Annotated in this window: 26 protein-coding genes; 14 read left to right on the forward strand and 12 right to left on the reverse strand. The window is 71.1% G+C overall.

Annotation, left to right across the window (positions count from 1 at the left end; genetic code table 11):
- Complete coding sequence (folP, locus tag CRP56_RS28315; RefSeq protein ID WP_097268683.1) at window positions 1–861, reverse strand: dihydropteroate synthase; 861 nt, start codon at window positions 859–861, stop codon at window positions 1–3.
- 171 nt (window positions 862–1,032) lie between these two features.
- On the opposite strand from folP, the gene CRP56_RS28320 reads away from it, so the two are divergent.
- Window positions 1,033–1,398 carry a DivIVA domain-containing protein gene (locus CRP56_RS28320; protein ID WP_097268685.1) on the forward strand — a complete coding sequence of 122 codons (366 nt, stop codon included), beginning with the start codon at window positions 1,033–1,035 and terminating at the stop codon, window positions 1,396–1,398.
- Window positions 1,395–1,976: a DNA-3-methyladenine glycosylase I gene (locus CRP56_RS28325; protein ID WP_097268686.1), complete on the forward strand. Its 582-nt coding sequence runs from the start codon at window positions 1,395–1,397 to the stop codon at window positions 1,974–1,976. Before CRP56_RS28320 ends, CRP56_RS28325 begins: the two co-directional genes overlap by 4 nt.
- 54 nt (window positions 1,977–2,030) lie before the next feature.
- Here CRP56_RS28325 and CRP56_RS28330 read toward each other — a convergent pair whose 3' ends face one another.
- Entirely contained in the window at window positions 2,031–2,822 is a 792-nt protein-coding gene (locus CRP56_RS28330; RefSeq protein WP_097268688.1) for an enoyl-CoA hydratase/isomerase family protein, read from the reverse strand.
- Between the two features lie 361 nt (window positions 2,823–3,183).
- Between CRP56_RS28330 and CRP56_RS28335 the strand changes: the two genes are divergently transcribed.
- Window positions 3,184–3,351, forward strand: coding sequence for a DUF3117 domain-containing protein (locus tag CRP56_RS28335; RefSeq protein ID WP_003966491.1), 168 nt, complete (start codon window positions 3,184–3,186; stop codon window positions 3,349–3,351).
- Between the two features lie 121 nt (window positions 3,352–3,472).
- Here CRP56_RS28335 and CRP56_RS28340 read toward each other — a convergent pair whose 3' ends face one another.
- Entirely contained in the window at window positions 3,473–4,105 is a 633-nt protein-coding gene (locus tag CRP56_RS28340; RefSeq protein ID WP_097268690.1) for an O-methyltransferase, read from the reverse strand.
- A gap of 313 nt (window positions 4,106–4,418) precedes the next feature.
- Between CRP56_RS28340 and sigE the strand changes: the two genes are divergently transcribed.
- The 5 genes from sigE (at window position 4,419) to CRP56_RS28365 (ending at window position 9,511) form a co-directional block, all read left to right on the forward strand.
- Entirely contained in the window at window positions 4,419–5,117 is a 699-nt protein-coding gene (sigE, locus tag CRP56_RS28345; protein ID WP_079310366.1) for an RNA polymerase sigma factor SigE, read from the forward strand.
- Entirely contained in the window at window positions 5,114–6,079 is a 966-nt protein-coding gene (locus tag CRP56_RS28350; protein ID WP_097268693.1) for an anti-sigma factor family protein, read from the forward strand. The genes sigE and CRP56_RS28350 overlap by 4 nt, the downstream gene beginning before the upstream one ends.
- A 158-nt stretch (window positions 6,080–6,237) precedes the next feature.
- The gene (locus CRP56_RS28355) at window positions 6,238–8,055 is read left to right on the forward strand and encodes a trypsin-like peptidase domain-containing protein (RefSeq protein ID WP_179851141.1); all 1,818 of its coding nucleotides are present in this window, start codon (window positions 6,238–6,240) and stop codon (window positions 8,053–8,055) included.
- 166 nt (window positions 8,056–8,221) lie between these two features.
- Complete coding sequence (locus CRP56_RS28360) at window positions 8,222–8,668, forward strand: sec-independent translocase (RefSeq protein ID WP_097268695.1); 447 nt, start codon at window positions 8,222–8,224, stop codon at window positions 8,666–8,668.
- Between the two features lie 186 nt (window positions 8,669–8,854).
- Window positions 8,855–9,511, forward strand: coding sequence for a hypothetical protein (locus CRP56_RS28365; RefSeq protein WP_179851142.1), 657 nt, complete (start codon window positions 8,855–8,857; stop codon window positions 9,509–9,511).
- Between the two features lie 61 nt (window positions 9,512–9,572).
- On the opposite strand, the gene CRP56_RS28370 is transcribed toward CRP56_RS28365, so the two are convergent.
- The 3 genes from CRP56_RS28370 to CRP56_RS28380 are packed head-to-tail and all read right to left on the reverse strand — an operon-like array spanning window position 9,573 to window position 12,614.
- Entirely contained in the window at window positions 9,573–10,706 is a 1,134-nt protein-coding gene (locus CRP56_RS28370; RefSeq protein ID WP_097274549.1) for an Mrp/NBP35 family ATP-binding protein, read from the reverse strand.
- Between the two features lie 41 nt (window positions 10,707–10,747).
- The gene (locus tag CRP56_RS28375) at window positions 10,748–11,332 is read right to left on the reverse strand and encodes a DUF1003 domain-containing protein (protein WP_097268699.1); all 585 of its coding nucleotides are present in this window, start codon (window positions 11,330–11,332) and stop codon (window positions 10,748–10,750) included.
- Window positions 11,322–12,614 (reverse strand): magnesium transporter MgtE N-terminal domain-containing protein, encoded by a 1,293-nt coding sequence (locus CRP56_RS28380; RefSeq protein ID WP_097268701.1) that lies wholly within the window; start codon window positions 12,612–12,614, stop codon window positions 11,322–11,324. Before CRP56_RS28380 ends, CRP56_RS28375 begins: the two co-directional genes overlap by 11 nt.
- A gap of 182 nt (window positions 12,615–12,796) precedes the next feature.
- Between CRP56_RS28380 and CRP56_RS28385 the strand changes: the two genes are divergently transcribed.
- Window positions 12,797–13,555: a hypothetical protein gene (locus CRP56_RS28385; protein ID WP_097268703.1), complete on the forward strand. Its 759-nt coding sequence runs from the start codon at window positions 12,797–12,799 to the stop codon at window positions 13,553–13,555.
- A gap of 5 nt (window positions 13,556–13,560) precedes the next feature.
- Here CRP56_RS28385 and CRP56_RS28390 read toward each other — a convergent pair whose 3' ends face one another.
- Complete coding sequence (locus tag CRP56_RS28390; RefSeq protein ID WP_097268705.1) at window positions 13,561–14,073, reverse strand: hypothetical protein; 513 nt, start codon at window positions 14,071–14,073, stop codon at window positions 13,561–13,563.
- 33 nt (window positions 14,074–14,106) lie between these two features.
- Entirely contained in the window at window positions 14,107–15,234 is a 1,128-nt protein-coding gene (locus CRP56_RS28395; protein WP_097268707.1) for a magnesium and cobalt transport protein CorA, read from the reverse strand.
- Between the two features lie 517 nt (window positions 15,235–15,751).
- Here CRP56_RS28395 and CRP56_RS28400 point away from each other — a divergent pair.
- Window positions 15,752–16,336 carry a suppressor of fused domain protein gene (locus tag CRP56_RS28400; RefSeq protein ID WP_097268709.1) on the forward strand — a complete coding sequence of 195 codons (585 nt, stop codon included), beginning with the start codon at window positions 15,752–15,754 and terminating at the stop codon, window positions 16,334–16,336.
- 62 nt (window positions 16,337–16,398) lie between these two features.
- Here the strand turns inward: CRP56_RS28400 and CRP56_RS28405 are convergent, their stop codons facing one another.
- On the reverse strand, window positions 16,399–17,622 hold the full coding sequence (locus CRP56_RS28405; protein ID WP_097268711.1) for an MFS transporter: 1,224 nt from the start codon (window positions 17,620–17,622) through the stop codon (window positions 16,399–16,401).
- A gap of 170 nt (window positions 17,623–17,792) precedes the next feature.
- Between CRP56_RS28405 and CRP56_RS28410 the strand changes: the two genes are divergently transcribed.
- The 3 genes from CRP56_RS28410 to CRP56_RS28420 all read left to right on the forward strand — a co-directional run bounded on the left by CRP56_RS28410 (window position 17,793) and on the right by CRP56_RS28420 (window position 20,076).
- On the forward strand, window positions 17,793–18,434 hold the full coding sequence (locus CRP56_RS28410) for a DUF6758 family protein (RefSeq protein WP_097268713.1): 642 nt from the start codon (window positions 17,793–17,795) through the stop codon (window positions 18,432–18,434).
- A 130-nt stretch (window positions 18,435–18,564) separates the two neighbouring features.
- Window positions 18,565–19,422 (forward strand): PHP domain-containing protein, encoded by an 858-nt coding sequence (locus CRP56_RS28415; RefSeq protein WP_097268715.1) that lies wholly within the window; start codon window positions 18,565–18,567, stop codon window positions 19,420–19,422.
- A 48-nt stretch (window positions 19,423–19,470) separates the two neighbouring features.
- Window positions 19,471–20,076, forward strand: coding sequence for a MarC family protein (locus CRP56_RS28420; RefSeq protein WP_097268717.1), 606 nt, complete (start codon window positions 19,471–19,473; stop codon window positions 20,074–20,076).
- Window positions 20,077–20,161: 85 nt separating this feature from the next.
- On the opposite strand, the gene CRP56_RS28425 is transcribed toward CRP56_RS28420, so the two are convergent.
- The gene (locus CRP56_RS28425) at window positions 20,162–20,314 is read right to left on the reverse strand and encodes a hypothetical protein (protein WP_007384531.1); all 153 of its coding nucleotides are present in this window, start codon (window positions 20,312–20,314) and stop codon (window positions 20,162–20,164) included.
- Window positions 20,315–20,509: 195 nt separating this feature from the next.
- Here CRP56_RS28425 and CRP56_RS28430 point away from each other — a divergent pair, with 195 nt between their 5' ends.
- Window positions 20,510–21,403: an NYN domain-containing protein gene (locus CRP56_RS28430; RefSeq protein ID WP_097274551.1), complete on the forward strand. Its 894-nt coding sequence runs from the start codon at window positions 20,510–20,512 to the stop codon at window positions 21,401–21,403.
- A 37-nt stretch (window positions 21,404–21,440) separates the two neighbouring features.
- On the opposite strand, the gene CRP56_RS28435 is transcribed toward CRP56_RS28430, so the two are convergent.
- Window positions 21,441–22,325 (reverse strand): alpha/beta fold hydrolase, encoded by an 885-nt coding sequence (locus CRP56_RS28435; RefSeq protein ID WP_179851143.1) that lies wholly within the window; start codon window positions 22,323–22,325, stop codon window positions 21,441–21,443.
- 133 nt (window positions 22,326–22,458) lie between these two features.
- Window positions 22,459–25,080, reverse strand: a complete 2,622-nt coding sequence (locus tag CRP56_RS28440; RefSeq protein ID WP_097268720.1) for a DEAD/DEAH box helicase — start codon at window positions 25,078–25,080, stop codon at window positions 22,459–22,461.
- Window positions 25,081–25,279 lie beyond the last annotated feature (199 nt).

Genomic DNA, 25,279 nt, shown 5'->3' on the forward strand with positions numbered 1-25,279 from the left:
TCAGGCGAGTCCCCGGCGGGCGACCGCCGGGGGCCGGTGGCCCGCGATCGACGCCACCATGTCCAGCACCTGACGGGTCTCGGCGACCTCGTGCACGCGGTAGACCTGCGCCCCGAGCCACGCCGAGACCGCCGTCGTCGCGAGCGTCCCGACGACCCGCTCCTTCACCGGCTTGTCCAGCGTCTCGCCGACGAAGTCCTTGTTCGACAGGGACACCAGCACCGGCCACCCCGTCTCGACCATCTCCCCGAGCCGCCGCGTCGCCTCGAGACTGTGCCGCGTGTTCTTCCCGAAGTCGTGCCCCGGGTCGATCATCACCGACTCCCGAGGCACCCCCAGCGCCACGGCCCGCTCGGCCAGCCCCACGGTCACCCGCAGAATGTCGGCCATGACGTCGTCGTACGTCACCCGATGCGGCCGCGTACGAGGCTCGGCCCCGCCCGCGTGGGTGCACACCAGCCCCACCCCGTACCGCGCGGCCACCTCCGCGAGCCCCGGATCGACCCCGCCCCACGCGTCGTTCAGCACATCGGCCCCCGCCTCGCACACGGCCTCACCGACCGACGCCCGCCAGGTGTCCACGCTGATGACGACGTCGGGGAACCGTCGCCGCACCTCGGCGACGAAGCCGACCGTCCGGCGCGCCTCCTCCTCGGCGGACACCTCTTCGCCCGGCCCGGCCTTGACCCCGCCGATGTCGATGATCGCGGCACCCTCGGCCACCGCCTGCTCCACGCGCGCGAGGGCCGGCTCGTCGAGGAACGTCGCGCCCTGGTCGTAGAAGGAGTCCGGGGTCCGGTTCACGATCGCCATGATCACCGGCTCGTGCGGCTCGAATTCCCGCCTGCCCAGCCTGAGCATCCCCTGTGACCTCTCCTAGTACGTCCTGGCAAGTCGGCGGCCTGCGGCCGCCTGCGACCCTGACTGTCAGACTCGCATGGCACGATCGGACTCTGACACATTCGTCTCCGACACTTTCGCGTCGGGGACATCCGAGTCCGACACTTTCACCGAGCGTGGGGGCCCACAGCGATGGTTATGTTCTTGTTCCTCGTCGTCGCGCTCGCCGTCGTGGTCGCCGCGGTGACGCTCGCCGTGGTGGGCGGCGGCGAGACGGGCCCGCTCCCGGAGGCCGCCCCGGAGCGCCTCCAGGACCCCCTGCCGTACGACCGCCCGGTCCACCGTGCCGACGTGGAGGCCCTTCGCTTCCCGCTCGCCGCGCGCGGCTACCGCATGGCCGACGTGGACGACGCCCTCGGCCGCCTCGGTGCCGAGCTCGCGGAGCGCGACGCGCGCATCGCCGACCTGGAGTCGGCCCTGGCCGGCGCCCAGGCCGCCGCCCACGGCACGCACACCTCGCACGTCTCGATGGAGAAGCCCGCTCAGGAGGACCAGTGAGCGACTCAGCCGCCGTCGCCGGCCCGGACGGCCGGCTGCGCTGCCCCTGGGGCGTGTCCACCGAGGACTACATCGCGTACCACGACGAGGAGTGGGGCCGCCCGGTCCACGGCGACGACGCCCTCTACGAGCGGCTCTGCCTGGAGGCCTTCCAGTCCGGCCTCTCCTGGATCACGATCCTGCGTCGCCGGGAGGGCTTCCGCGCGGCCTTCGCGGGCTTCGAGATCGCCAAGGTGGCCACGTTCACGGACGCCGACCGCGACCGCCTCCTCCTGGACGAGGGCATCATCCGCAACCGCGCCAAGATCGACGCGACCCTGGCGAACGCGCGCGTACTGGCCGAGTGGGCCCCGGGCGAGCTCGACGAGTTCATCTGGTCCCGCGCCCCGAAGACACCGGGCCCGGCTCCCCGGACGGTCGGAGACGTCCCGGCGATCACTCCGGAGTCGACGGCCCTGTCGAAGGCATTGAAGAAGAGGGGCTTGCGCTTCGTAGGGCCGACGACGGCGTACGCGTTGATGCAAGCGTGTGGTCTGGTGAACGACCACTTGGAAGCATGCGTGGTCAGACGCCCTTAGGGGCGCGGGGAACTGCGCGACCAGCCACAACGGACCCGCAGTCCCCGATGGTGCTCAGCGCCCCAGATACTTCGGCTGCTCTTTGTCCACAAACGCCCGCACAGCAATCGCATGGTCCTCAGACGCCCCCGCCCGCGTCTGCAACTCGTCCTCCTTCTCCAACGTCTCCGCCAGAGAGTGCGAGAATCCGTAGGCGACGGACTCCTTGATCGCCGCGTACGCCACGGTCGGCCCCTCGGCCAGCGCCCGCGCCACCTTCTCGGCCTCGGCGTGCAGCGCATCCGCCGGGACCAGCCGGTTCGCGATGCCCAGCTCGTACGCCTCCTGGGCCTTGATCGTCCGAGGGAAGAGCAGCAGGTCGGCGGCGCGCCCGGGGCCCACCACCCGCGGCAGGGTCCACGAGATCCCGGAGTCCGCCGTCAGCGCGACCCCGGCGAACGACGTGTTGAACCCGGCCGTGTCCGCCACCACCCGGTAGTCCGCCGCGAGCGCGAGACCGAACCCGGCCCCGGCCGCGACGCCGTTCACCCCGGCCACCACCGGCTTGGGCATCTCCGTCAGGGCGCGCACGACCGGGTTGTAGTGCTCCTTGACCGTGCTCATGACAGAGGTCGAGCCCTCCGCGAGCAGCCCGATGTGCTCCTTGAGGTCCTGCCCCACACAGAACGCCCGCTCCCCGGCGGAGGTCAGCAGCACGGCCCGTACGGCGTCGTCACCGGCCGCGGCCTGGACCGCGTCCCGCAGCGCGACCTTCGTCGCGATGTTCAGCGCGTTCATCGCCTCGGGCCGGTTGATGGTGATCGTCGCGAGTCCGTCGCTCACCTCGTAGAGCACGGTGTCGGCCATGATGCGTCCCCTCCTGCGTCCTTGCGGGTTACTTGCGGGTTCAGTAGGACAGCATGGCGGAGATCACCGCCCAGGGACCGGAACGGACGTGTGACCTGCGTCAAAGATTCCGCGGCCGAATTTTGTCGCCGAACATGTGCGCGGCCGCGCAGTATCGCAGTCACATCGCCGAATTGAGTGGTTTTGCTCGCGCGCGTTGCCCAAGCGATGCCGACTGATGTTGGTCATCGGGTCCTGAGATGCGGGATAATGGCTTGGAAGCAATGTGTTCGATGCCGGTGTCGCGTGCTCACGCACGACACGCGTGCCCTCCAGGGCCGTCGGCTTTGACGATGAGCTGGTTTCAGGAAGGGGAACGAGCATGGCGGCCATGAAGCCGCGGACGGGCGATGGCCCGCTCGAGGTGACCAAGGAGGGGCGGGGCATCGTCATGCGCGTTCCGCTCGAAGGCGGCGGTCGGCTCGTCGTCGAGCTGACCCCTGACGAGGCCGACGCGCTCGGCGACGCCCTCAAGAAGGTCGTCGGCTGACGCGGAAGCGACCATACCCTTTCGGTGACCCCGGCATCGCGTGCGGTGCCGGGGTCGCTGTTTCACCGCGTTCACCGCGTTTACGGCCTCGTTCACCGCGTCTACGGCCTCAGTGCCGGCACTACCGCTTGACCGCGCACAGCAGCCCGTCACCCACCGGCAGCAACGACGGCACCAGTTCCGGAGTCTCCCGTACCGCCCGCAGCAGCTCGCGCAGCCGCAGCACCTCGGTCGGCTGCGGACCCGAGTCCACCGTCCGGCCGTGCGCGAAGACCCCCTCGAACACCACGAGGCCCCCCGGTCGCAGCAGGCGCAACGATTCAGCGAGGTAGTCCATGACCTCCTGACGGTCACCGTCGCAGAAGACGAGGTCGTAGCCGGCGTCCGCGAGCCGGGGCAGGACGTCGAGCGCGCGGCCCGGGATGAAGCGGGCCCGGTTGCTGGCGAAGCCGGAGGCCCGGAAGGCCTGACGGGCGAACTGCTGGTGCTCCGGCTCGGGGTCGACGGTCGTCAGGACGCCGTCGGGGCGCATGCCGTGCAGCAGATGGATGCCGGAGACTCCCGTACCGGTGCCGATCTCGGCGACCGCCTTGGCGTCCACCGAGGCCGCCAGCAACCGCAGTGCCGCACCCGCGCCGGGCGACACCGAGCGCAGCCCTGCCTCACGGGCCCGGTCGCGGGCCCAGAGCAGCACTTCGTCCTCGGCGACGTAGGCGTCGGCGAACGCCCAGCTCGTCTGCCGGTTGCCGGTAATGACCCTCTCCTGTCCCCGTGGTTGCCTGGGCGTGACTGTATCCGTTGGGGGCGGGAACCTGCTGATGGGACCGGGCGTTTAGAGGGGTGGAGACGCACCCGGGGGGACACAGTTGGATCACGACGAAGAGCAGGGGCTCGGACAGCGCCCCGAGCGGGCGGTGACGCAGCCGTACGAGCGGTATCAGCCCAGATCAAATTCTCGTAAAACCGCTTATCCGGAGCTAACGGGCGAGGTGGCTATGGTAGGGGCTCCACTGGACACCACCAGAGCCGACAGGGGAGGTGCGGCTGCGCCTGTGGATCGCGGAGGAGTGCTGCGGCGCTTCCTCGGATCGGCGGGTAGGCCGAAATCCGTGAACGACACCGCTGCTGACCCCAGCCACGACGAGTACAGCCAGACCGCGACCTTCTCCACCGACGCGGACGGGCAGGCGTGGACTCCTCCGACGTGGGAGGAGATCGTCAGCACGCACAGCGGCCGGGTCTACCGGCTCGCCTACCGCCTGACGGGCAACCAGCACGACGCGGAGGACCTCACCCAGGAGGTCTTCGTCCGCGTCTTCCGCTCCTTGTCGACCTACACGCCCGGCACCTTCGAGGGCTGGCTGCACCGCATCACCACCAACCTCTTCCTGGACATGGTGCGCCGCAAGCAGCGCATCCGCTTCGACGCCCTCGGCGAGGACGCGGCCGAGCGCCTGCCCAGCCGCGAACCCTCACCCCAGCAGGTCTTCAACGACGCCCACTTCGACGCGGACGTCCAGCAGGCCCTCGACACCCTGGCGCCCGAGTTCCGCGCCGCGGTCGTGCTGTGCGACATCGAAGGACTGTCGTACGAGGAGATCGCCGCGACCCTCGGCGTCAAGCTCGGCACCGTCCGCTCCCGGATCCACCGTGGCCGTTCCCAGCTGCGCAAGGCCCTCGCGCACCGCTCTCCGGAGGCCCGCAAGGAGCGCCGCTCCTTCGTGCCCCGCGTCGCCGCACTGGGGGGAGGGGGCGCGACCGCGTGAGTGGATCCCGGCCCAACCCCGCCAAAGGGCATCTCGCGGAGCAGCATCTGGGAGACCGACTCGCCGCGCTGGTCGACGGCGAGCTCGGTCATGAGACGCGCGAGCGCGTCCTCGCCCACCTGGCCACCTGCGCCAAGTGCAAGGCCGAGGCCGACGCCCAGCGCCGACTGAAGAACGTGTTCGCGGAGGCGGCCCCGCCGCCCCCGTCCGAGAGTTTCCTGGCCCGACTGCAAGGGCTGCCCGCAGGAGGGGACACGGACGACGGCGGTGGCTCGCCGTTCGGGGGAGGCTTCCCCGACGCCTTCGCCGAACGACCCGGGACCGCCGGGGTCTTCGGGGTGAAACGCGGCGAGCGCTTCGAGTTCGGCTACGTCCCCGCCCGTCCGCACGGCTCGGTCCTCCCGGCCGGCATCGACCGCGGCGGCTTCCGCATCCACGACGTCAGCCGGCACGAGGCCGAGCGGACGGCGTCGCGCGGCATGCGCTTCGCGTTCGTCGCCGCCGGCGCCGTGTCGCTGGCCGCGATCGCGCTGGGCGGTGTCACGACCGGCGTCCCGGCGGACACCGACGCGCGCGGTGGCTCAGGTGGCAGCAATGTGACCCCGGCCCGCACCCAGGGCGCCGGAGCCGCGGCCACGCCGGACGGCCAGCGCCGCCGTGCGGTGGGCCCGCTGCTCGCCGCCGGTCAGTCCCGGCTCGACGACACCGGGTCCGCCCCGACCGAGGCCTCCGCCCCGCTCGTACCCGGCGTACCGGCCCAGCCGGTCTCGCGCACGCTCGCGACCCCCGTCGTGGCCGGCGCGGCCGTCATGTCCCCGCTGATACGTCCGCTCAGCACCACTCCCCAGCTGACGCTGACCTCGTGGTCCACCGCCACGGACCTCACCCCGCCCGCCCTTCTCGCCGCCCCCGTCCCCGACGCGACCTCTTCTCCTTCCACCTTCTCCGGCCCCACCGGCTGACCGGCGTCTGCGCGTCGGCCGGTGAACCTGGTTGAATCCAGTCAGAGCCGTGCCGTGTCCTGTCCGGCAACTCAGGCCGTGTCGTCGAGGCGCTGTGCCTGAGAGGTGTGGGTGAGTGGGGTCCGCCGTGCCGGACGGGCCCCGGCTGTGGGGAGAGCATGAACGAGGGGAAGCCCACGAAGGCGAAGTGGTGGAGCCGTGCGGGTGGCGGTGACGCGGCCCTGCCGGAAGGTGACTACGAGTTGAGGCGACCTGAGGACGCCTCGCCCGTGGCCGACCCCGAACGCGGTCTCCCCGACGGGGACTTCGAGCTGCGCTCACCGCAGGACGCACCGGACACGCCGGACCGGCATGAGCCGCCGAGCGACGACGCGTCCGATGCCTCCGACATCTCCGGCGACTTCGCACTGCACCGCCCCGCCGAGGCGTCGGCGACAGACGCAGCCGCGGCAGAGCGCCCCAAGCCCCTGCACGACCCCGACCCCTACAGCACCCCGCCCTACGGCGAACCCGGCCCCTGGGCCCCCGCCCCGCCGGTCCAGCACCCGGCGACGACCCCGTCCCACGGAACGCCCATGGCGTCCCCGGCACCTACCCAGCCCCACGGCACCCCCGCCCCGCACCACAGCGCCACCTCGGCCCCTGCCCCGCACCACAGCGGCGCCCCGGCCCCGGCCCCCGCCCCGCACCACAGCGGCGCCCCGGCCCCGGCCCCGGCTCCCACCCCACCTCCCACCAACCCCTGGCAGAACTACGACCCCTGGGCCGCCGCCCCCGGCAGCCCCCTTCAGACGCCCCTTCGGCACCACCTCCAGACCCCCTTCCAGCAGAACGGTGCAGCCGTCCCCTCCAAGGAGCAGCGACGCAAGCGGGCCAGGAAGGCGCTCGTCGGGGCCGCGGTGCTGCTCGCGCTCGTGTCAGGGGGCGTCGGCGGGGTCGTGGGGGCGTATCTGGAGCGCAACGGCGGCGTGGGGGACGTAGAGCTGCCGCAGGCCGCGCCGGAGCCTGCCGGGCGGGCTCCGGACAGCGTGGCCGGGATCGCGGCGCGGGCGCTGCCCAGCGTGGTCACGCTGCATGTGACCGGCACCGAGGAGTCCGGCACCGGGACCGGCTTCGTGCTCGACGACCGGGGTCACATCCTCACCAACAACCACGTCGTCGAACCCGCCGGCGGCGACGGCGAGATATCGGTGACCTTCCACAGCGGGGACACCGCCAAGGCCACCGTCGTCGGCCGGGACAGCGGCTACGACCTCGCCGTGGTCAAGGTCAGCGGCGTCAGCGGGCTCACCCCCCTGACGCTCGGCAACTCCGACAACGTCCAGGTCGGCGACCCCGTCGTGGCCATCGGCGCCCCCTACGACCTGGAGGGCACCGTCACCTCCGGCATCATCAGCGCCAAGGAGCGGCCCATCACGGCCGGCGGCGAGAGCGGCGACGGCAGCGACGTGTCCTACGTCGACGCGTTGCAGACCGACGCGCCCATCAACCCCGGCAACTCCGGCGGGCCGCTGCTCGACTCCAAGGCCCGGGTGATCGGCATCAACTCCGCCATCCGCTCCGCCGACAGCGGCTCCGACGAGAGCGGCGGCCAGGCCGGCTCCATCGGCCTGGGCTTCGCCATCCCGGTCAACCAGGCCAAGCGCGTCGCCGAGGAACTGATCAACACGGGCAAGGCCACCCACCCGGTGATCGGCGTCACGCTCGACATGGACTACTCCGGCGACGGCGCCCGCGTCGGCACCAAGGGCAACGACGGCGGCGCCGCGGTCACCGCGGGCGGCCCCGGCGACAAGGCCGGCATCGAGGCGGGCGACGTCATCACCGCGGTCGACGGCCAGCGCATCCACTCCGGCGAGGAACTCATCGTCAAGACCCGCGCCCACCGCCCGGGCGACCGGCTGGAGCTCACCGTGGAGCGCGGCGGCAAAGAACGGACCATTTCCCTGGTGCTCGGCTCCTCGGACGGCGATTGACAGAAACGTCATAGTCGCGCCCCGGAAACCCCGTCCACCCCGTCCCACATGGCAAACAACCCACAAAACCGCTCATGCGCGTGCACTCGGGGGGCTCGGGACAGTACCGGTCGTACCGGATCGCCGGGTACCGTGGACCCGGCCCGGACATCGCAAGGAGCTTCAGGTGTTCAATGACATAGGACCGCTCGAGCTGGTGACGCTCGTTGTCCTCGCCGTGCTCGTCTTCGGTCCGGACAAGCTCCCGAAGCTCATCCAGGACGTCACGCGGACCATTCGCAAGATCCGCGAGTTCTCGGAGAGCGCCAAGCAGGACATCCGCTCGGAGCTCGGTCCCGAGTTCAAGGACTTCGAGTTCGAGGACCTGAACCCCAAGACGTTCATCCGCAAGCAGCTGGACAACGACGAGCTGGGGCTCAAGGAGATCCGCAACGGCTTCGACCTGAAGAAGGAGATGGCCGAGGTCACGGACGCGGTCCACGGGCGCGAGTCGGACTCCTCCTCATCGGCGTCGTCCTCGTCCTCCGGGTCCTCCGGCGGGCGCATCGACATGACCAAGAAGGACGACGACGGCAAGGACGACCGGCCGGTCTTCGACGCGGACGCCACCTGAGCGACGCCACCCCGCATCTCCCGGAGCCGCACGTCAGTGATGTGCGGCTCTGTCATGTGTGAGGCGTATGTAATGCGTTTCCCGGTGGGGTGGCTATGCTGCCGAGTTGTTGTGCGGACCGGACGAGTCGCCCGAAGGGGGGCGGGCCGTCCCGGTCCGACGAGGAACGAGGAGGCGTCCGGGCACATGGAGACGACGAGTCAGGCAGTCGCGCAGGCGCCGGCCACGGAGGGCGGACAACAGGTCCCCTCCGCCCGGCGCACGGTCGACGGCTACCTGCAGGCGCCCTTCCCGTGGTACGGCCTCGACGAGGCCTTCACGGGGCCGCGCTGGCTGATGCAGGTGGGAACGGCGGCCGACGGTGCCGTCGAGCACGGTTCGATCGGGCACGGTGACGAGCCCTCGGTACGCAACGAGGCCTCGGAGGACAAGGAGAAGTTCGCGGTGGTGGTCACCGTCGCGGCCAATCCGTCCCGGCGGAGCGCCGACGGCACGGGGCTGCTGGAGGCCACGTCGGTCTCCTCCGCGGCGTGGCTCGCGGGCGTGGGGCTGCTGTCCTTCACCTGGCCCGGCTCGATGGACCACTCCCTGCGCGACGACTGGCTGGACCAGCAGACCGAGACGGCGTGGGCGCTGGCCGACGACCTCGACGGCTCCGCCTGGTCGACACTGTCGCTCCCCGTGGACGGCGTGCCCACGCCCTTCCACTACCGGGAGTCCGAGTTCGGCTGGGTGCTCGCCGGCTCCACCCCGGAGGGCGTGCACGTCGGGGCGTACGGAAGAGGCATGAGCGCGTACGGGCTCGGCTTCGCCATGATCAAGGACATCGGCGAGTACGCGTAGCGGTACGACGACGGGGGCGCCCTCCTGCTGGAAGGGCGCCCCCGTCGTCATAGGCGAAGAGCTAGAACTTGTTGCGCGGGGTGATTCCCAGGGACAGGCCGGCGAGGCCGCGCTGGCGGCCGCCGAGCTTGCCCGCGATGTCGCGCAGGGCCTTGCCCGCCGGGGAGTCCGGGTCGCTCAGGACGACCGGCTTGCCCTCGTCGCCGCCCTCGCGCAGGCGGACGTCGATCGGGATGGCGCCGAGGACCGGGACCGTGGCACCCGTGGTGCGGGTCAGGCCGTCGGCGACCGTCTGGCCGCCGCCGGTGCCGAAGACGTCGACCATCTCGTCGCAGTGCGGGCACGGCAGGCCCGACATGTTCTCGACCACGCCGACGATCTTCTGGTGGGTCTGGACGGCGATGGAGCCGGCCCGCTCGGCGACCTCGGCCGCGGCCTGCTGAGGGGTCGTCACGACCAGGATCTCGGCGTTCGGGACCAGCTGGGCCACGGAGATCGCGATGTCACCGGTGCCCGGCGGGAGGTCGAGGAGGAGGACGTCCAGGTCGCCCCAGTACACGTCCGCGAGGAACTGCTGGAGCGCGCGGTGCAGCATCGGGCCGCGCCACACGACCGGGGCGTTGCCCGGGGTGAACATGCCGATGGAGATGACCTTCACGCCGTTCGCCGACGGCGGCATGATCATGTTCTCGACCTGGGTGGGACGCCCGTCGGCGCCCAGCATGCGCGGTACGGAGTGGCCGTAGATGTCGGCGTCGACGACACCGACCTTCAGACCGTCGGCCGCCATCGCCGCCGCCAGGTTCACCGTCACCGAGGACTTGCCGACGCCGCCCTTGCCGGAGGCGACCGCGTACACGCGCGTGAGCGAGCCCGGCTTCGCGAAGGGGACCTCGCGCTCGGTCTGGCCGCCGCGCAGGGCCGTCGCCAGCTCCTTGCGCTGCTCGTCGCTCATCACGTCGAGCGTGACGTCGACGCGGGTGACGCCGTCGACGGCCGCGACCGCGTCCGTCACGCGCTGCGTGATCGTCTCGCGCATCGGGCAGCCGGAGACCGTCAGGTACACGGTGACCGCGACCGCCCCGTCCGCGCCGATGTCGACCGACTTGACCATCCCGAGTTCCGTGATGGGGCGGTTGATCTCGGGGTCGTTCACCGTCGCCAGTGCCTCGCGCACCGCGTCTTCGCTAGCCATAAGGACGATGGTACGGCTGAACACGGGGGCCCTGGAAAGCCTCAGCGGTCGTCTGCGTCACGTCCCGCTGACCGTTCTGCCGGGAATACGCCGTGCCCGTCCTGTCTCTCCTCCAGTTCCTTCACCAGGTCCTGGAGTTCGGAGCGGATCCAGTCGCGGGTCGCGACCTCGCCGAGGCCGATGCGCAGGGCGGCGATCTCCCGGGTCAGGTACTCGGTGTCGGCGATGGACCGCTCGTTCTGCTTGCGGTCCTGTTCGAGGTTGACGCGGTCGCGGTCGTCCTGCCGGTTCTGCGCGAGCAGGATCAGAGGCGCCGCATAGGAAGCCTGTAGCGACAGCATCAGGGTGAGGAAGATGAAGGGGTAGTTGTCGAAGCGCAGGTCGCCGGGGGCGAACACGTTCCACAGCACCCACGCGATGATGACGACCGTCATCCAGACGATGAACCGGCCCGTGCCGAGGAAGCGCGCGATGCGCTCCGACAGCCGCCCGAACGCCTCCGGGTCCCACTCGGGCAGCAGTCGGCGCCGCGGCGGCCGGGGCTGGTCCAGGCGGGTGCGCGGGCGGGTGCTGGCGGTGGCGCCGCTGGGGGTGCGCTCGCGGGCGGTGTCGCGCTCAGGAGTCATGAGCGGCCACCCCGCCCTCTTCGGTTTCGTCCAGATGGAACTCCGTCTCCCGCCAGTCCTCGGGGAGCATGTGGTCCAGTACGTCGTCCACGGTGACCGCCCCCAGCAGCGACCCGGCCTCGTCCACCACGGGCGCCGCGACCATGTCGTACGTCGCGAAGAACCCGGCGACGACCGGCAGCGCCGCGTCCGGGTCCAGCGGCTGGAGGTCGTCGTCGATGATCGCGCTGACCAGGGTGTACGGCGGGTCCCGCAGCAGCCGCTGGAAGTGGACCGTGCCCAGGTACTTGCCGGTCGGCGTCTCGTCGGGCGGGCGGCAGACGTAGACCTGGGCGGCGAGCGCGGGGGAGAGGTCGGCGTTGCGCACGCGCGCGAGGGCGTCGGCGACGGTGGCGTCGGGTCGCAGCACGATCGGCTCGGTCGTCATCAGACCGCCCGCGGTGTGCTCCTCGTACGACATCAGGCGCCGCATGTCGGCCGCGTCGGCGGGCTGCATCAGGCTCAGCAGCCGCTCCTGGTCCTCCGTCGGCAGCTCGCTCAGCAGGTCGGCCGCGTCGTCCGGGTCCATGGCCTCCAGCACGTCGGCCGCCCGCTCCTCCTTCAACTTGCCGAGGATCTCGATCTGGTCGTCCTCCGGCAGCTCTTCGAGCACGTCGGCCAGCCGGTCGTCGTCGAGGGCGGCGGCGACCTCGGCGCGCCGCTTGGGGGAGAGGTGGTGCAGGACGTTGGCGAGGTCGGCGGCGCGCAGCTGCTCGAAGGTGGCCAGCAGACTCTCGGCGCCCTGTCCGTGCTCCTCCAGGGAGAAGCCGGTGACGGCGGACCACTCGACGGTCAGCGACTCGCCCTTGCGCCGGAACGCGCCGCCCTTGCCGCCCTTGCGGACGAAGACCTTGTCGATCTCCCAGTCCCGGCGGGCCGGCAGCTGCTGCACGGACACGTCCAGGACGGTCACCTCCTCGCTGGTCTCGACGAGGGTGACGCGCCGGTCGAGGAGCTCGCCGAAGACCAGGCGCTCGGTGGGGCGCTGCTCGAAGCGGCGGACGTTGAGCACGCCGGTGGTGATGACCTGGCCGGACTCGATGCTGGTCACCCGGGTCATGGGGAGGAAGCTGCGGCGCCGCGTGGACAGTTCCACGACCAGGCCGAGCACGCGCGGCGGCTTGCGGCCCACGCGCAGCATGACGACGAGGTCGCGCACCCGGCCGACCTGGTCGCCGTTGGGGTCGAACACGGCGACGCCGGAGAGATGCGAGACGAAGATCCTGGGGGCGCCCCCTGCCATCGCCGTGCCTCCTTTCCTTGTGTTCCCAGCGTTTTGTCCGTCCAAGTGGGCTTCAGGCTAGCCCGTCCCGATGAGGGACGCCCTGGTGGGCGGTCCGGACGGACTGGCTCCGCTCGGACCGCGGGGCCCCGGTACTCTGCGGTACGCCGCTTGATGGCCCCTCTTCGGAAAGGCGCCCACCTGTGACTGCGATTCCCCAGGTCCGTACCCGCCGGACGGGACTCAGGGGCGCGGTGTGCGCCCTGGTCGTGACGGGCACGGTCCTGACGGGGTGCGGCAGTGACGACCCCGACGCGGGCACCAACGGGGTCGGCAAGCTGCCGGCCGAGCAGATCCAGACGAAGACCAAGGCCGCCGCCGAGTCCGCGGACACGGTGCGTCTCTCCGGAACCGTGGTTACCAGCGGGCGCACTTACAAACTCGACATGCAGCTGAAGGCGGACGGCGGCACCGGGTCGGTCACCGCCGAGGGCGCCACTTTCAAGCTGCTGCGGATCGGGGAGAAGCTCTTCCTCAAGGCCGACGCCGGCTTCTGGAGCCATGAGGACGGCAAGGGCGACGACAAGGGCTCGGACACGGCCGCCGCGGACAAGCTCGACGGCAAGTTCGTGAAGGTGCCTCAGGGCGACCCGTCGTACAAGAAGTTCATCGGCTTCACCGACAAGGACGTCCTGCTGGAGAGCCTGCTGACGCTCCACGGCGACCTCGCGACCGACGGCCACCACGAGCAGTCGGGCACCCGCACGATCCGCGTCACGGGCGGCGACGGCGCCGGCGGCACCCTGGACGTCTCCCTGGAGGGCAAGCCGTACCCGCTCCGCCTGGAACGCGCGGGCGGTGCCGGGACCCTGACCTTCTCCGGCTGGGGCAAGCCCTTCGAGCTGGCGGCGCCGGCGAAGGACGAGACGGTGGACTACGGCAAGCAGCTGCCGACGTCCTGACGCGGCTACTTCCGGCGGCGCCGCTTCAGCAGCAGCTTCGGCAGCCCCGCCGGGATCGGCCGGCGGGTCGTCGCGGACGTCGGCACCGGCGGCCCGGCCAGGTCACCGTCGGGCAGCGGCGCGGTCGCCCCGGTCGGCTCCAGGCGCAGCACCCGGCACTCCCGCCCCCAGCGCTCCGGCATCGCCTCCCCGTCGGGCGCGTTGAGCCGCTTGCCCTTGAGCTCGGCGACGGCCGCCTCCCAGGCCTCCGACCCGGACGGCAGCTCCACGACCTTCGCCGTCCAGGAGACCAGCCGCCCGCCCTTGTCCTTGCTGCGGACCGTGACCTCGGCCGTACCGCCGTCCGTCAGCCCCGGCAGCGGCTGCTCGCCCGGCCCGTCGCCGACCAGACACGCGGCACCCTCGTGCCACACGTGCCACAGCGCCCGGGCGGGACCCTCGGGACCCCTGACCCAGATGAGGCCGGACTTCTTCGTGGCCTCCTCGACGAGGGCCTGGTCGAGCAGCTCGCTTGTCATGAGGGCAGCCTATCGAGGCCCTTTATCGGGCTTTCACAGCCAGCCGTTGCGCTTCAGGGTGCGGTGGATGCCGAGGCAGATGACACCGGTGATCATCATGATCACGGGGTAGCCGTACTTCCAGTGCGTCTCGGGCATGTAGTCGAAGTTCATGCCGTACACGCCACACACCATCGTCGGTACGGCGATGATGGCTGCCCACGAGGTGATCTTCCGCATGTCCTCGTTCTGCGCGACGGACGCCTGCGCGAGGTTGGCCTGGAGGATCGAGTTGAGGAGCTCGTCGAAGCCGATGACCTGCTCCTGCACACGGGCGAGGTGGTCGGCGACGTCCCGGAAGTACTTCTGGATGTCGGGGTCGATCAGCCGCATCGGCCGCTCGCTCAGCAGCTGCATGGGCCGCAGCAGCGGCGACACCGCCCGCTTGAACTCCAGCACCTCACGCTTGAGCTGGTAGATCCGGCCGGCGTCCGAACCGCGCGGGGAGCCCTTGCGGCCCGGCGAGAACACCTCCGTCTCGACCTCGTCGATGTCGTCCTGCACGGCGTCGGCGACCGCGATGTAGCCGTCGACGACGTGGTCGGCGATCGCGTGCAGCACCGCCGAGGGGCCCTTGGCGAGCAGCTCCGGGTCGTCCTGGAGGCGGTGGCGCAGCGCCCGGAGCGAACCCTGGCCGCCGTGCCGGACGGTGATGAAGAAGTCCCGTCCGGTGAAGCACATGACCTCGCCGGTCTCGACGACCTCGCTGTTGGCGGTGAGGCGGTCGTGCTCGACGTAGTGGATGGTCTTGAAGACGGTGAACAGGGAGTCGTCGTAGCGCTCCAGCTTCGGCCGCTGGTGCGCCTGGACGGCGTCCTCGACGGCCAGCGGGTGCAGCCCGAACTCGCCCGCGATACCGGCGAATTCGGCCTCGGTCGGCTCGTGCAGACCGATCCAGACGAAGCCGCCGTCGCGGCGCACCTGACGCATCGCCTCGTGCGGCGTCAGCGGCAGGGGCGTCTCGACGCGGGCCCCGTCGCGGTAGACGGCGCAGTCGACGACGGCCGAGGGGGTGCCGGGGTCGCGGGTGGTGTCGTACGCCCCGCTGTCCATGCGCACGCCCTTGCGGAGCGAGGGACGGGACGGGCGGACGACGGCGCGCAGGTCGCGGATCATCGACATGGCAGGCTCCTTCGCGACAGGCAACGAAAGGCCGCTTCAACGGATGGAACTGCCCGGAATGGGGACGTCCGAACGGCGGATGTTTGGCACGTCCACAAAGCGGGGAGCACCGCACCATTGCGGTAGCAGGCTTCGTTGCTGATACAGATGCTGATTTCGAATCAGACAAGATCAGACAGATCAAGCAGATCTAGGCGAAGTGCTCTTCCGATGAAGACGCGAGCGCGACGAGAGGCGGCGGTCAGCCGGGACCCGGATCAGCTACATCAGCGGGCGGAAGAGCGAGTGGTACTGCACGGGTGACTTCGATCCATGACAGCCCCACCTCCTCCGGCCGGTCCCTCGTAAGGGACGTCCATTCCCCGTAGGGGAGTTCCCCTCGCAGGGGATTTTGATGGCGTCGGGACTCGACCGCGACGCTTCTGCGTGCTGCCCCGAACGACCGGGCCAGAGTATCAGCCGACCGAAGTGTCAAGGCGCTGCTTTGCCCGGTACTGACGAGTTCTATGCTCGCGTCATGGCTGATGTTCTTCCTCTGGTCGAGGCCCGGTTGCGTACCGCGCTGGGCGAGCCGGACGCCCGCGCGGCGGTCACCTTCCTGGGCACGGACCGCATCGAGGTGCTCCGCTTCCACGAGGGCGACATCGTCCGCTACGCCACGCTCGGCATGTCGGCGGCGCCGATGGGCGACCCCACCGCGATGCTCGCCGACCCGGTCAACGGCCCCCGCGCCGAGCTGTTCCTGTCGGTCCGCGCGGGCCTCGCCGACACCGACAAGGTGCTCCGCGCGCTCGCCGTCCTCGCCGCGTCTCCGCAGGTCGAGGGCGTGATCGTGGCTCCTGGAGCGTCCCTCGACGTGGGTGAGCCGCTGTGGCCCGGCGCCCCGTTCACCTCGGTCCTGGTGGCCGAGCCGGGCGGCCTGGTCGAGGACCTGGAGCTGGACGAGCCCATGGACCCGGTCCAGTTCCTGCCCCTCCTGCCCATGACCCCGAACGAGGCCGCCTGGAAGCGGGTGCACGGCGCCCAGGCCCTCCAGGAGCGCTGGCTGACGAACGGGACGGACCTCAGGGACCCGTCCCGGAAGTCCGTCCCGCTGGACTGAGCGTGGGGTGAGCGCGGGTGATCCCGGGGTGAGCAAGCTCACCAAGTGGTGGCCGGAAATCGTCAGTTGACGAAGACCGCCACACCGTCCTCGGCGGCGTGCTTCGACTCCAGCTCCTCGGCCTCACGGGTCAGCGCCTTGCGTCGTACGACGACCACGGCAGCGCCCGCGAGCGCGGTCACCGCCGCCACCACGAACGGCACGTGGATGTCGGTCCACTCCTCGATCCGCGGGGCGAAGAAGGGCGCCGCGGCGGCCGCGAACCAGCGCACGAAGTTGTAGCCGGCGCTGGCGACCGGACGCGGGGCGTCCGACACGCCCAGGGCCAACTCGGTGTAGACGGTGTTGTTCACGCCGATGAACGCGCCGGACAGGATCGTGCAGACGATCGCGGTGGTGTGACTGCCGTAGCCGAGGATCAGCACGTCCGCCGCGAGCAGCACCAGCGAGCCGCCGAGCACCTTCAGCGAACCGAAGCGCGCCTGCAACCGCGGGGCCACGATCACCGAGAAGACGGCGAGCAGCACACCCCAGGCGAAGAACACGGCACCCGACTTGTACGGGGTCATGTCCAGCACGAACGGGGTGAAGGCCAGCACCGTGAAGAACGTGTAGTTGTAGAAGAACGCCGAGGCGGCGGCGGAGGCCAGGCCGCCGTGGCCGAGCGCCTTCACCGGGTCGAGCAGCGAGGTCTTGCGGGCCGGCTTCGGCTGTTCCTTGAGGAACACCGTGATGCACAGGAAGCCGACCGCCATCAGGAAGGCCGTGCCGAAGAACGGGTAGCGCCAGCTGGCGTCGCCGAGCAGTGCGCCCAGCAGCGGGCCGCAGGCCATGCCGAGGCCGAGCGCGGACTCGTACAGCAGGATCGCCGCGGCGCTGCCGCCCGCCGCCGCGCCGACGATGACCGCGAGTGCCGTGGAGACGAACAGGGCGTTGCCGAGCCCCCAGCCCGCCCGGAACCCGACGAGCTCGGCGACCGAGCCCGACGTACCGGCGAGACCCGCGAAGACGACCACGAAGGCGAGGCCGAGCAGCAGCGTCTTGCGGCCGCCGATCCGGCTGGAGACCCAGCCGGTGACCAGCATCGCGAACGCGGTGATCAGGAAGTACGACGTGAAGAGCAGCGAGACCTGGCCTGCGGTGGCGTCGAGGCCCTGGGTGATGGACGGCAGGATCGGGTCGACGAGTCCGATGCCCATGAAGGCGACGACGGAGGCGCCGGCCGTGGCCCAGACCGCCTTTGGCTGTCGCAGGAGGCTGCCCGCTCCCGCGTCGAGGGCGTCCATGGTTTCTCTCTTTCCGGTGAGAACGGCTGTCGAGATGGTTGCTGTATGCACATAGTAAGTTAGGGCAGCTAATTAATGCAAGCTACATCTACTTCCGTACGGTGAACGGTTCCGCCCGGACGGGTGATCGTCCTTGACGTGGCGGGGCGGGGGTAGGACCGTGGGGCCCTATGAGGGGCGAACCCAGTTGCCCGAAGTGTGGTGGCCGGGTCAGGGCTCCCGGACTCTTCGCCGATTCCTGGCAGTGCGACGTGCACGGGACCGTGCACCCGCTGCAGCCGGTGATCCCGCCCAGCGTCGAGGCCCTCGACGTCGTGGTGCATCGCACGCAGGTGCCGGTGTGGATGCCGTGGCCGCTGCCGGTCGGCTGGCTCTTCACGGGCGTCGGCAGTGCCGGTGACGATCGCAGTGGCGGACGTGCGACGGCCGTGGCCTGCTCGGGGCCCGGACCGCTCGGCGGTTTCGGTGAGCTGATCCTCGTCGCGGAGGAACTCGGCGTCGGCCTCGGCGCGCGCTACGCGGGCATCGACGGGCCGGACCCGGGGCCGTACATGAGCGTCGAGAAGCCGGCCCAGGCCAAGGTGCTGGCGGCCGGCCGCCCCACCCCGCTGTGGCATGTCTCCGGTACGCCGGACGACCGGGCCGTGTTCGCGGGCGAGGCGCTCGGGCTGTGGCTGTGGGCGGTCGTGTGGCCCGAGCAGTCGGGGCTGCTGATGTACGACGAGCTGGTGCTGACGGATCTGCGGGACGCCGGGGCCGAGGTGGAGCTGGTCCCCTGCGGGGCGTTGTCGCCGCGGCTGTTGAAACCCTGAGCGTCTGTATAGGGACTGTGCGGGGGGCTGTGTAGGGGGCGCTACGCACTTTCGGGTGTGACATGAGGGCGCGAAAATCCGGTTATCCTTGAGCGTTCCCTCCGTACCCTCACCGCCTGGAGTTCGCGTCGTGCGTATCGACCTGCACACCCACTCCACCGCGTCCGACGGTACGGACACCCCGGCCGAGCTGGTGCGCAACGCTGCCGCCGCCGGGCTGGACGTCGTCGCCCTGACCGACCACGACACCACGCGCGGGTACGCCGAGGCCATCGCCGCGCTGCCCGAGGGGCTCACGCTCGTCACCGGGGCCGAGCTGTCCTGCCGTATCGACGGCGTCTCCATGCACCTGCTGGCCTACCTCTTCGACCCCGAGGAGCCGGAGCTGCTCGCCGAGCGTGAGCTGGTGCGGGACGACCGGGTGCCGCGGGCGCGCGGGATGGTCAAGAAGCTCCAGGCGCTGGGCGTGCCCGTCACCTGGGAGCAGGTCGCACGGATCGCCGGCGACGGCTCGGTCGGCCGGCCGCATGTCGCGACCGCGCTCGTCGAGCTCGGTGTCGTGCCGACCGTCAGCGACGCCTTCACCGAGGACTGGCTGGCCGACGGCGGCCGGGCCTACGTGGAGAAGCACGAGACCGACCCCTTCGAGGCGATCCGGCTGGTCAAGGGCGCGGGCGGGGTCACCGTCTTCGCCCACCCCGGCGCCGACAAGCGCGGCCGTACCGTCCCCGAGTCCGCCATCGCGAAGATGGCCGCGGCCGGGCTCGACGGCATCGAGGTCGACCACATGGACCACGACCCGGAGACCCGGGACCGGCTGCGCGGGCTCGCCGCCGACCTGGGGCTGCTCGTCACCGGCTCCTCGGACTACCACGGCAGCCGCAAGACGGTGACGCTCGGCGAGTTCCGGACCGACCCCGAGGTGTACGGGGAGATCACCCGGCGGGCGACGGGCGCGTTCCCGGTGCCGGGGACCGGCGGGGCCTGAGCCCCTCCTCGCGCTCACCTGTACGTTTCACTTCCGCAAGGCTCACCTGTGTTCGACGCTGCCGTTTTCGGCTCTCTCTTCCTGACCCTGTTCGTCATCATGGATCCCCCCGGGATCACCCCGATCTTCCTGGCCCTGACCGCCGGCCGGCCCGGCAAGGTGCAGAAGCGGATGGCCTTCCAGGCCGTCTGTGTGGCGGGCGGGGTGATCGCGGTCTTCGGCCTCCTCGGCCACCAGATCCTCGACTACCTGCACGTCTCCGTGCCCGCGCTGATGATCGCGGGCGGGCTGCTGCTCCTGCTGATCGCCCTGGACCTGCTCACCGGCAAGACCGACGAGCCCAAGCAGACCAAGGACGTCAACGTCGCCCTGGTGCCGCTGGGCATGCCGCTGCTGGCCGGGCCCGGTGCGATCGTGTCCGTGATCCTGGCCGTGCAGAAGGCCGACAGTGTCGCCACGCAGGTGTCGGTGTGGGCGGCGATCCTCGCCATCCATGTCGTGCTGTGGCTGGTCATGCGGTACTCGCTGCTGATCATCCGGGTCATCAAGGACGGCGGGGTCGTCCTGGTGACACGGCTCGCGGGGATGATGCTGTCCGCGATCGCCGTGCAGCAGATCATCAACGGGGTCACGCAGGTGATCCGGGGGAGCTGAAGCCCGTACGGCTTCGGGAGACGCTTCGGAAAGCACAGAGCCCCCGCACGGCATCGATGCCGTGCGGGGGCTCTGAAGCTTGTTGTTATGAGGCCGAGGTGTCGGCCGGGCGAATCCAGAGGCGCTGTCCGATGGCGGCGGCCTGCTGAACGATCCGGTTGACGGAGGCGGCGTCCACGACGGTGCTGTCCACGGGGGTACCGTCGACGTCGTCGAGTCGCATGATTTCGAAGCGCATGGGCTTCTCCCTTCGTCTGGTCATCCTCCTGAGGAGAACATCTGCGTACGTCTGTATCTAACGGGCTGCGTGTTACAAACATTCCCTACGCTAAAGAAATTTTTCGAACGACTAACTACTGACCGGTAAGTGGTCCGTATGAGACTGACCGGGACCAGTTGTGTTCGCAGCGTGACCGCCGGGACAATGGTGGCGATGAACGACGACCTCCAGGCGCTGGGCGCCCGCATCGACCACACCAACGAGCTGCTGCAGCGCATGCTCGCCGAGGTGGCGAAGACGCCCTCGACCCACGCGATCTTCGTCGACGCGGGGTATCTCTACGCGGCCGCGGGGCGCCTGGTCGCCGGGACGGAGGACCGCCGCGCCTTCGACATCGACACCGAGGGACTCATCGAGGCGCTCATCGACCGGGCCCGGACGATCTTCGCGGACAGCAGACTGCTCCGGGTCTACTGGTACGACGGGGCCCGACGCCGCATCCACACCGCCGAGCAGCAGGCGATCGCCGAACTCCCGGACGTCAAGGTGCGGTTGGGCAACCTCAACGCCAACAACCAGCAGAAGGGCGTCGACTCACTGATCCGCTCCGACCTGGAGTCCCTCGCCCGGCACCGCGCGATCAGTGACGCGGCCCTGCTCGGCGGCGACGAGGACCTGGTGTCGGCGGTGGAGGCGGCGCAGGGCTACGGCGCCCGTGTCCACCTCTGGGGCATCGAGGCGCCCGAGGGCCGCAACCAGGCCGAGCCGCTGCTCTGGGAGGTCGACAGCCAGCGCGTCTTCGACCTCGACTTCTTCAAGCCGTACGTCGCCCGCCGCACGTCCGCCGCGTACGAGGGCTCGGTGAACCGGCCCGCCCGCGAGGACGTCCGCTTCGTCGGCGCCCAGATCGCGGCGAAGTGGCTGGCGGCACGAGGCCGGGACGCCCTGGTGGAGCTGCTGCCGGGCCACCCCTACCTGCCCGGGTCGGTCGACCAGGACCTGCTGGTGGAGGCGGAGGGGCTGCTCCAGTACTCGCTGCGCGGCCAGGCGGACCTGCGGCGGGCGCTGCGGGACGGGTTCTGGGAGCACTTGCAGAAGCAGTACTAGCCGGTCTTGTGGTGGCGCTTGGCTCGCAGGCGCCCTCTCAGGAACCGGTCTTCAGGGTGCTGTCCCAGAAGTCGGCGAAGGCGCGGGCCGTTTCGAGGGGGCGGTCGGTGTTGGGGGAGTGCTCGGCGCCGGCGATGACCGTGCGGTGCGCGTGGAGTCGTACGGCCATGTCGTCCAGGAGGGGCACCGGCCAGGTGTCGTCGTGCGCCCCCGACAGCACATGGAACGGCATTGCCACGGCGGTCAGTTCGCCGACCCGGTCCGGCTCGGTGCACAACTGGCGTCCGGTGGCGATGAGTTGGGCGGGCTTGTTGCCCAGCCAGCGCCGCCGCAGATCGTCCCGGTCGTCGAGCCCCTCGTCGAGCTCGCCGGTGTCGGTCTCCTCGGGGGGCTCCATGGCCTGGATCGCGTCCCACACCTCCGTCATGCTCATCACGGCCAGCGCGTCCCGGAGCAGCTTGACGCGCTGCTGCTGGGAGCCGGAGATCTGGGCGGGGCCCGACGACATGAGGGTCAGGGAGCGGAAGGGCGTGGGGTCGAGGAGCACGGCGGCCCGGGCGATCTGCCCGCCGAGCGAGTGCCCCACGAGATGCACGGGCGCGCCGATCGCGGCCGCCTGCGCGAGCACGTCCTTCGCCAACTCGTCCTGCGCGTAAGCGGATTCGTCGGCGTCCGGCCCGTCCGACTCGTACTGGCCGCGCCCGTCCACGGCGACCGTGCGGTACCCACGCGCCGCGAGCGGTTCGTGCAGCGGGTTGAAGTCCTCCTTGCTGCCGGTGAACCCGGGCACCAGCAGGGCGGTTCCGCGCGGTGTGACGCCGTCCGCCACCGGAGCGTCGACCACGGCGAACTCACCGCGTGACGTGCGCAGGGAGTAGGCGCGGGCGCCGGGGGGCGGAGCGAAGGTGGGGGGACGGCTCATGGCTCGAGGCTATCCGGCGGGGGTTCAGTACGCGGCGTGAGGTGGACCACCTGGGCTGGGGAGCGCCTGCCCGGAAATGCCGGCGGCCCGGCCCACCTGTCGGTGGACCGGGCCGTCAGCGACAAACGCGCGCTCAGCCTTCCGAGGCAGCAGCAGCCTTACGCGTACGCCGCACCCTCGGCTTGGCCTCCGCGTCCTCGGCGGCCTGCGCCGGGATCTCGGCGGAAGCCGCGGCCTTACGGGTCCGACGCGGCTTCGCCTCGGTCGTCTCCGCGGCGGCGGCCGTCTTACGGGTCCGACGCGGCTTGGCTTCCACGGCTTCGGCGGCCTCGGCCGTCTCGACGGCGGCAGCGGCGACCTTGCGGGTACGCCGCGCCTTGGGCTTGGCCTCCGCGCCTTCGGCCGTGTCGACGGCGGCTTCGGCAGCGGCGGCGGCCGTCTTGCGCGTACGACGCGGCTTGGCCTCCGCCTCCTCCACGGCCTGGGCCGGGATCTCGGCGGCGGAAGCGGCCGTCCTGCGAGTGCGACGCGGCTTGGCCTCGACTGCCTCGGCGGTGTCGACGGCGGCTTCGGCAGCGGCAGCGGCGGTCTTGCGGGTCCGACGCGGCTTGGCTTCCACGGCCTCGGCCGGGGTCTCGGCAGCGGCGGCGGTCTTCCGCGTGCGACGCGGCTTGGCCTCGGCGGCCTCGGCCGTGTCCACAGCCGCCTCGGCAGCGGCAGCGGCGGTCTTGCGGGTCCGGCGCGGCTTCGGCTCGGTGGCCTCGGCGGTGGTCTCCGTCGCGGCGGCGGCCTTGCGCGTACGGCGTACCGCCGGCTTCGCCTCCGTGCCCTCGGCCGTGTCGACCGCGGCCTCCGCGGGGGCCGCCGTCTTGCGCGTACGGCGACGCGGCGCGGCGGCCGGAGCCTCGGGCTCGGCGACGACCGCCGGGGCGGCCTCGACGACCTCGGCGACCTCAGCGGCGGCCACCGGCTCCGCGGCCTTACGGGTGCGGCGACGCGGCTTGGCCTCGACGGCCTCGGCGGTGTCGACCGCGGTCTCGGCGGCCGGCGTGGCCTTACGGGTGCGGCGGCGCGGCGCGGCGGCGGGAGCCTCGGGCTCGGGCTCCGCGACGACCGGGGCGGCCTCGACGGCCTCGCTGGTGACGGCCTCGGTGGCGACCGGCTCGGTCGCCGGCACCGTCTCCGCGGCCTTGCGGGTGCGGCGGCGACGCGGCTTCGTCTCGACGGCCTCGGCCGTGTCGACGGCTGCCTCAGCGGCCTCCGGCGTCGCGGTCACGGCCGGCGCCTGCTCCGCCACACCACCGTTGCGGGTGCGGCGACGACGGCGCGGGGTGCGGGTCGCGGAGGCGTCCTCGGCCACCGCGCTGTCCGCGGAAGGCGCGGTCGCCTCGGCGGCGGGCGCCGAGGCACCGTCCAGCGCGGAACCGCCGCGCGTACGGCGGCGACGACGCGGCGTACGCGACGAACGCTCGTCGTCGGCGGGACGGGACTCGTCCCGGCCGCCACGACCGCCCCGGCTGTCACGGCCGGTCCGGTCACCGCGACCGCGGCCACCACGGCCGCCGGTCTCGCCGAGGTCCTCGAGCTCCTCCGCGTCGAGGCCCGCGCGCGTGCGCTCGGCACGCGGCAGGACGCCCTTGGTGCCCGCGGGGATGTTCATCTCCTCGTAGAAGTGCGGGGAGCTGGAGTACGTCTCCGGCGGGTCGTTGAAGTTGAGCTCCAGCGCCTTGTTGATCAGCTGCCAGCGCGGGATGTCGTCCCAGTCGACGAGGGTGATCGCGATGCCCTTGGCGCCCGCGCGGCCGGTACGGCCGACCCGGTGCAGGTACGTCTTCTCGTCCTCGGGGGACTGGTAGTTGATGACGTGCGTGACGCCCTCGACGTCGATGCCGCGCGCGGCGACGTCGGTGCAGACGAGGACGTCCACCTTGCCGTTGCGGAAGGCGCGCAGCGCCTGCTCGCGGGCGCCCTGGCCGAGGTCGCCGTGGACCGCGCCGGAGGCGAAGCCGCGCTGCTTGAGCTGGTCGGCGAGGTCGGCGGCGGTGCGCTTCGTACGGCAGAAGATCATGGCCAGTCCGCGGCCCTCGGACTGCAGGATGCGCGCGACCATCTCGGGCTTGTCCATGTTGTGCGCGCGGTACACGTGCTGCGAGATGTTCGCGACCGTCACGCCCTCGTCGTCCGGCGCGGTGGCGCGGATGTGCGTGGGCCGCGACATGTAGCGGCGCGCGAGACCGATGACCGCACCCGGCATGGTCGCCGAGAACAGCATGGTCTGGCGGCGGGCCGGCAGCATGTCGATGATCTTCTCGACGTCGGGCAGGAAGCCCAGGTCGAGCATCTCGTCGGCCTCGTCGAGGACGAGCGCCTTGATGTGCTGGAGGTTGAGCTTCTTCTGGCCCGCGAGGTCCAGGAGCCGGCCGGGGGTGCCGACGATGACGTCGACGCCCTTCTTGAGGGCCTCGACCTGGGGCTCGTAGGCGCGGCCGCCGTAGATGGCGAGCACGCGGACGTTACGGACCTTGCCCGCGGTCAGCAGGTCGTTGGTGACCTGGGTGCACAGCTCGCGCGTGGGGACGACGACGAGGGCCTGCGGGGCGTCGGTGAGCGCTTCGGGGGCGGCGCGGCCGGCCTCGACGTCGGCGGGGACGGTCACGCGCTCGAGGAGCGGGAGGCCGAAGCCCAGCGTCTTGCCGGTGCCGGTCTTGGCCTGGCCGATGACGTCCGTGCCGGAAAGGGCGACGGGGAGCGTCATCTCCTGGATGGGGAAGGGGTTGATGATGCCGACGGCCTCAAGGGCCTCGGCGGTCTCGGGAAGGATTCCGAGATCTCTGAACGTCGTAGTCAGGGTGCTGCCTCTTCTGTGTATGCGGTGCGAGGCGAGCTCGGGGGTCTCTTAAAGACCGTGCTGGGGACGTCGACTGCCTTACGGACCAGCCGTAATGGCACGGGAC

The sequence above is a fragment of the Streptomyces sp. TLI_55 genome (genome assembly GCF_900206255.1).
Taxonomy (GTDB): Bacteria; Actinomycetota; Actinomycetes; order Streptomycetales; family Streptomycetaceae; genus Streptomyces; species Streptomyces aquilus.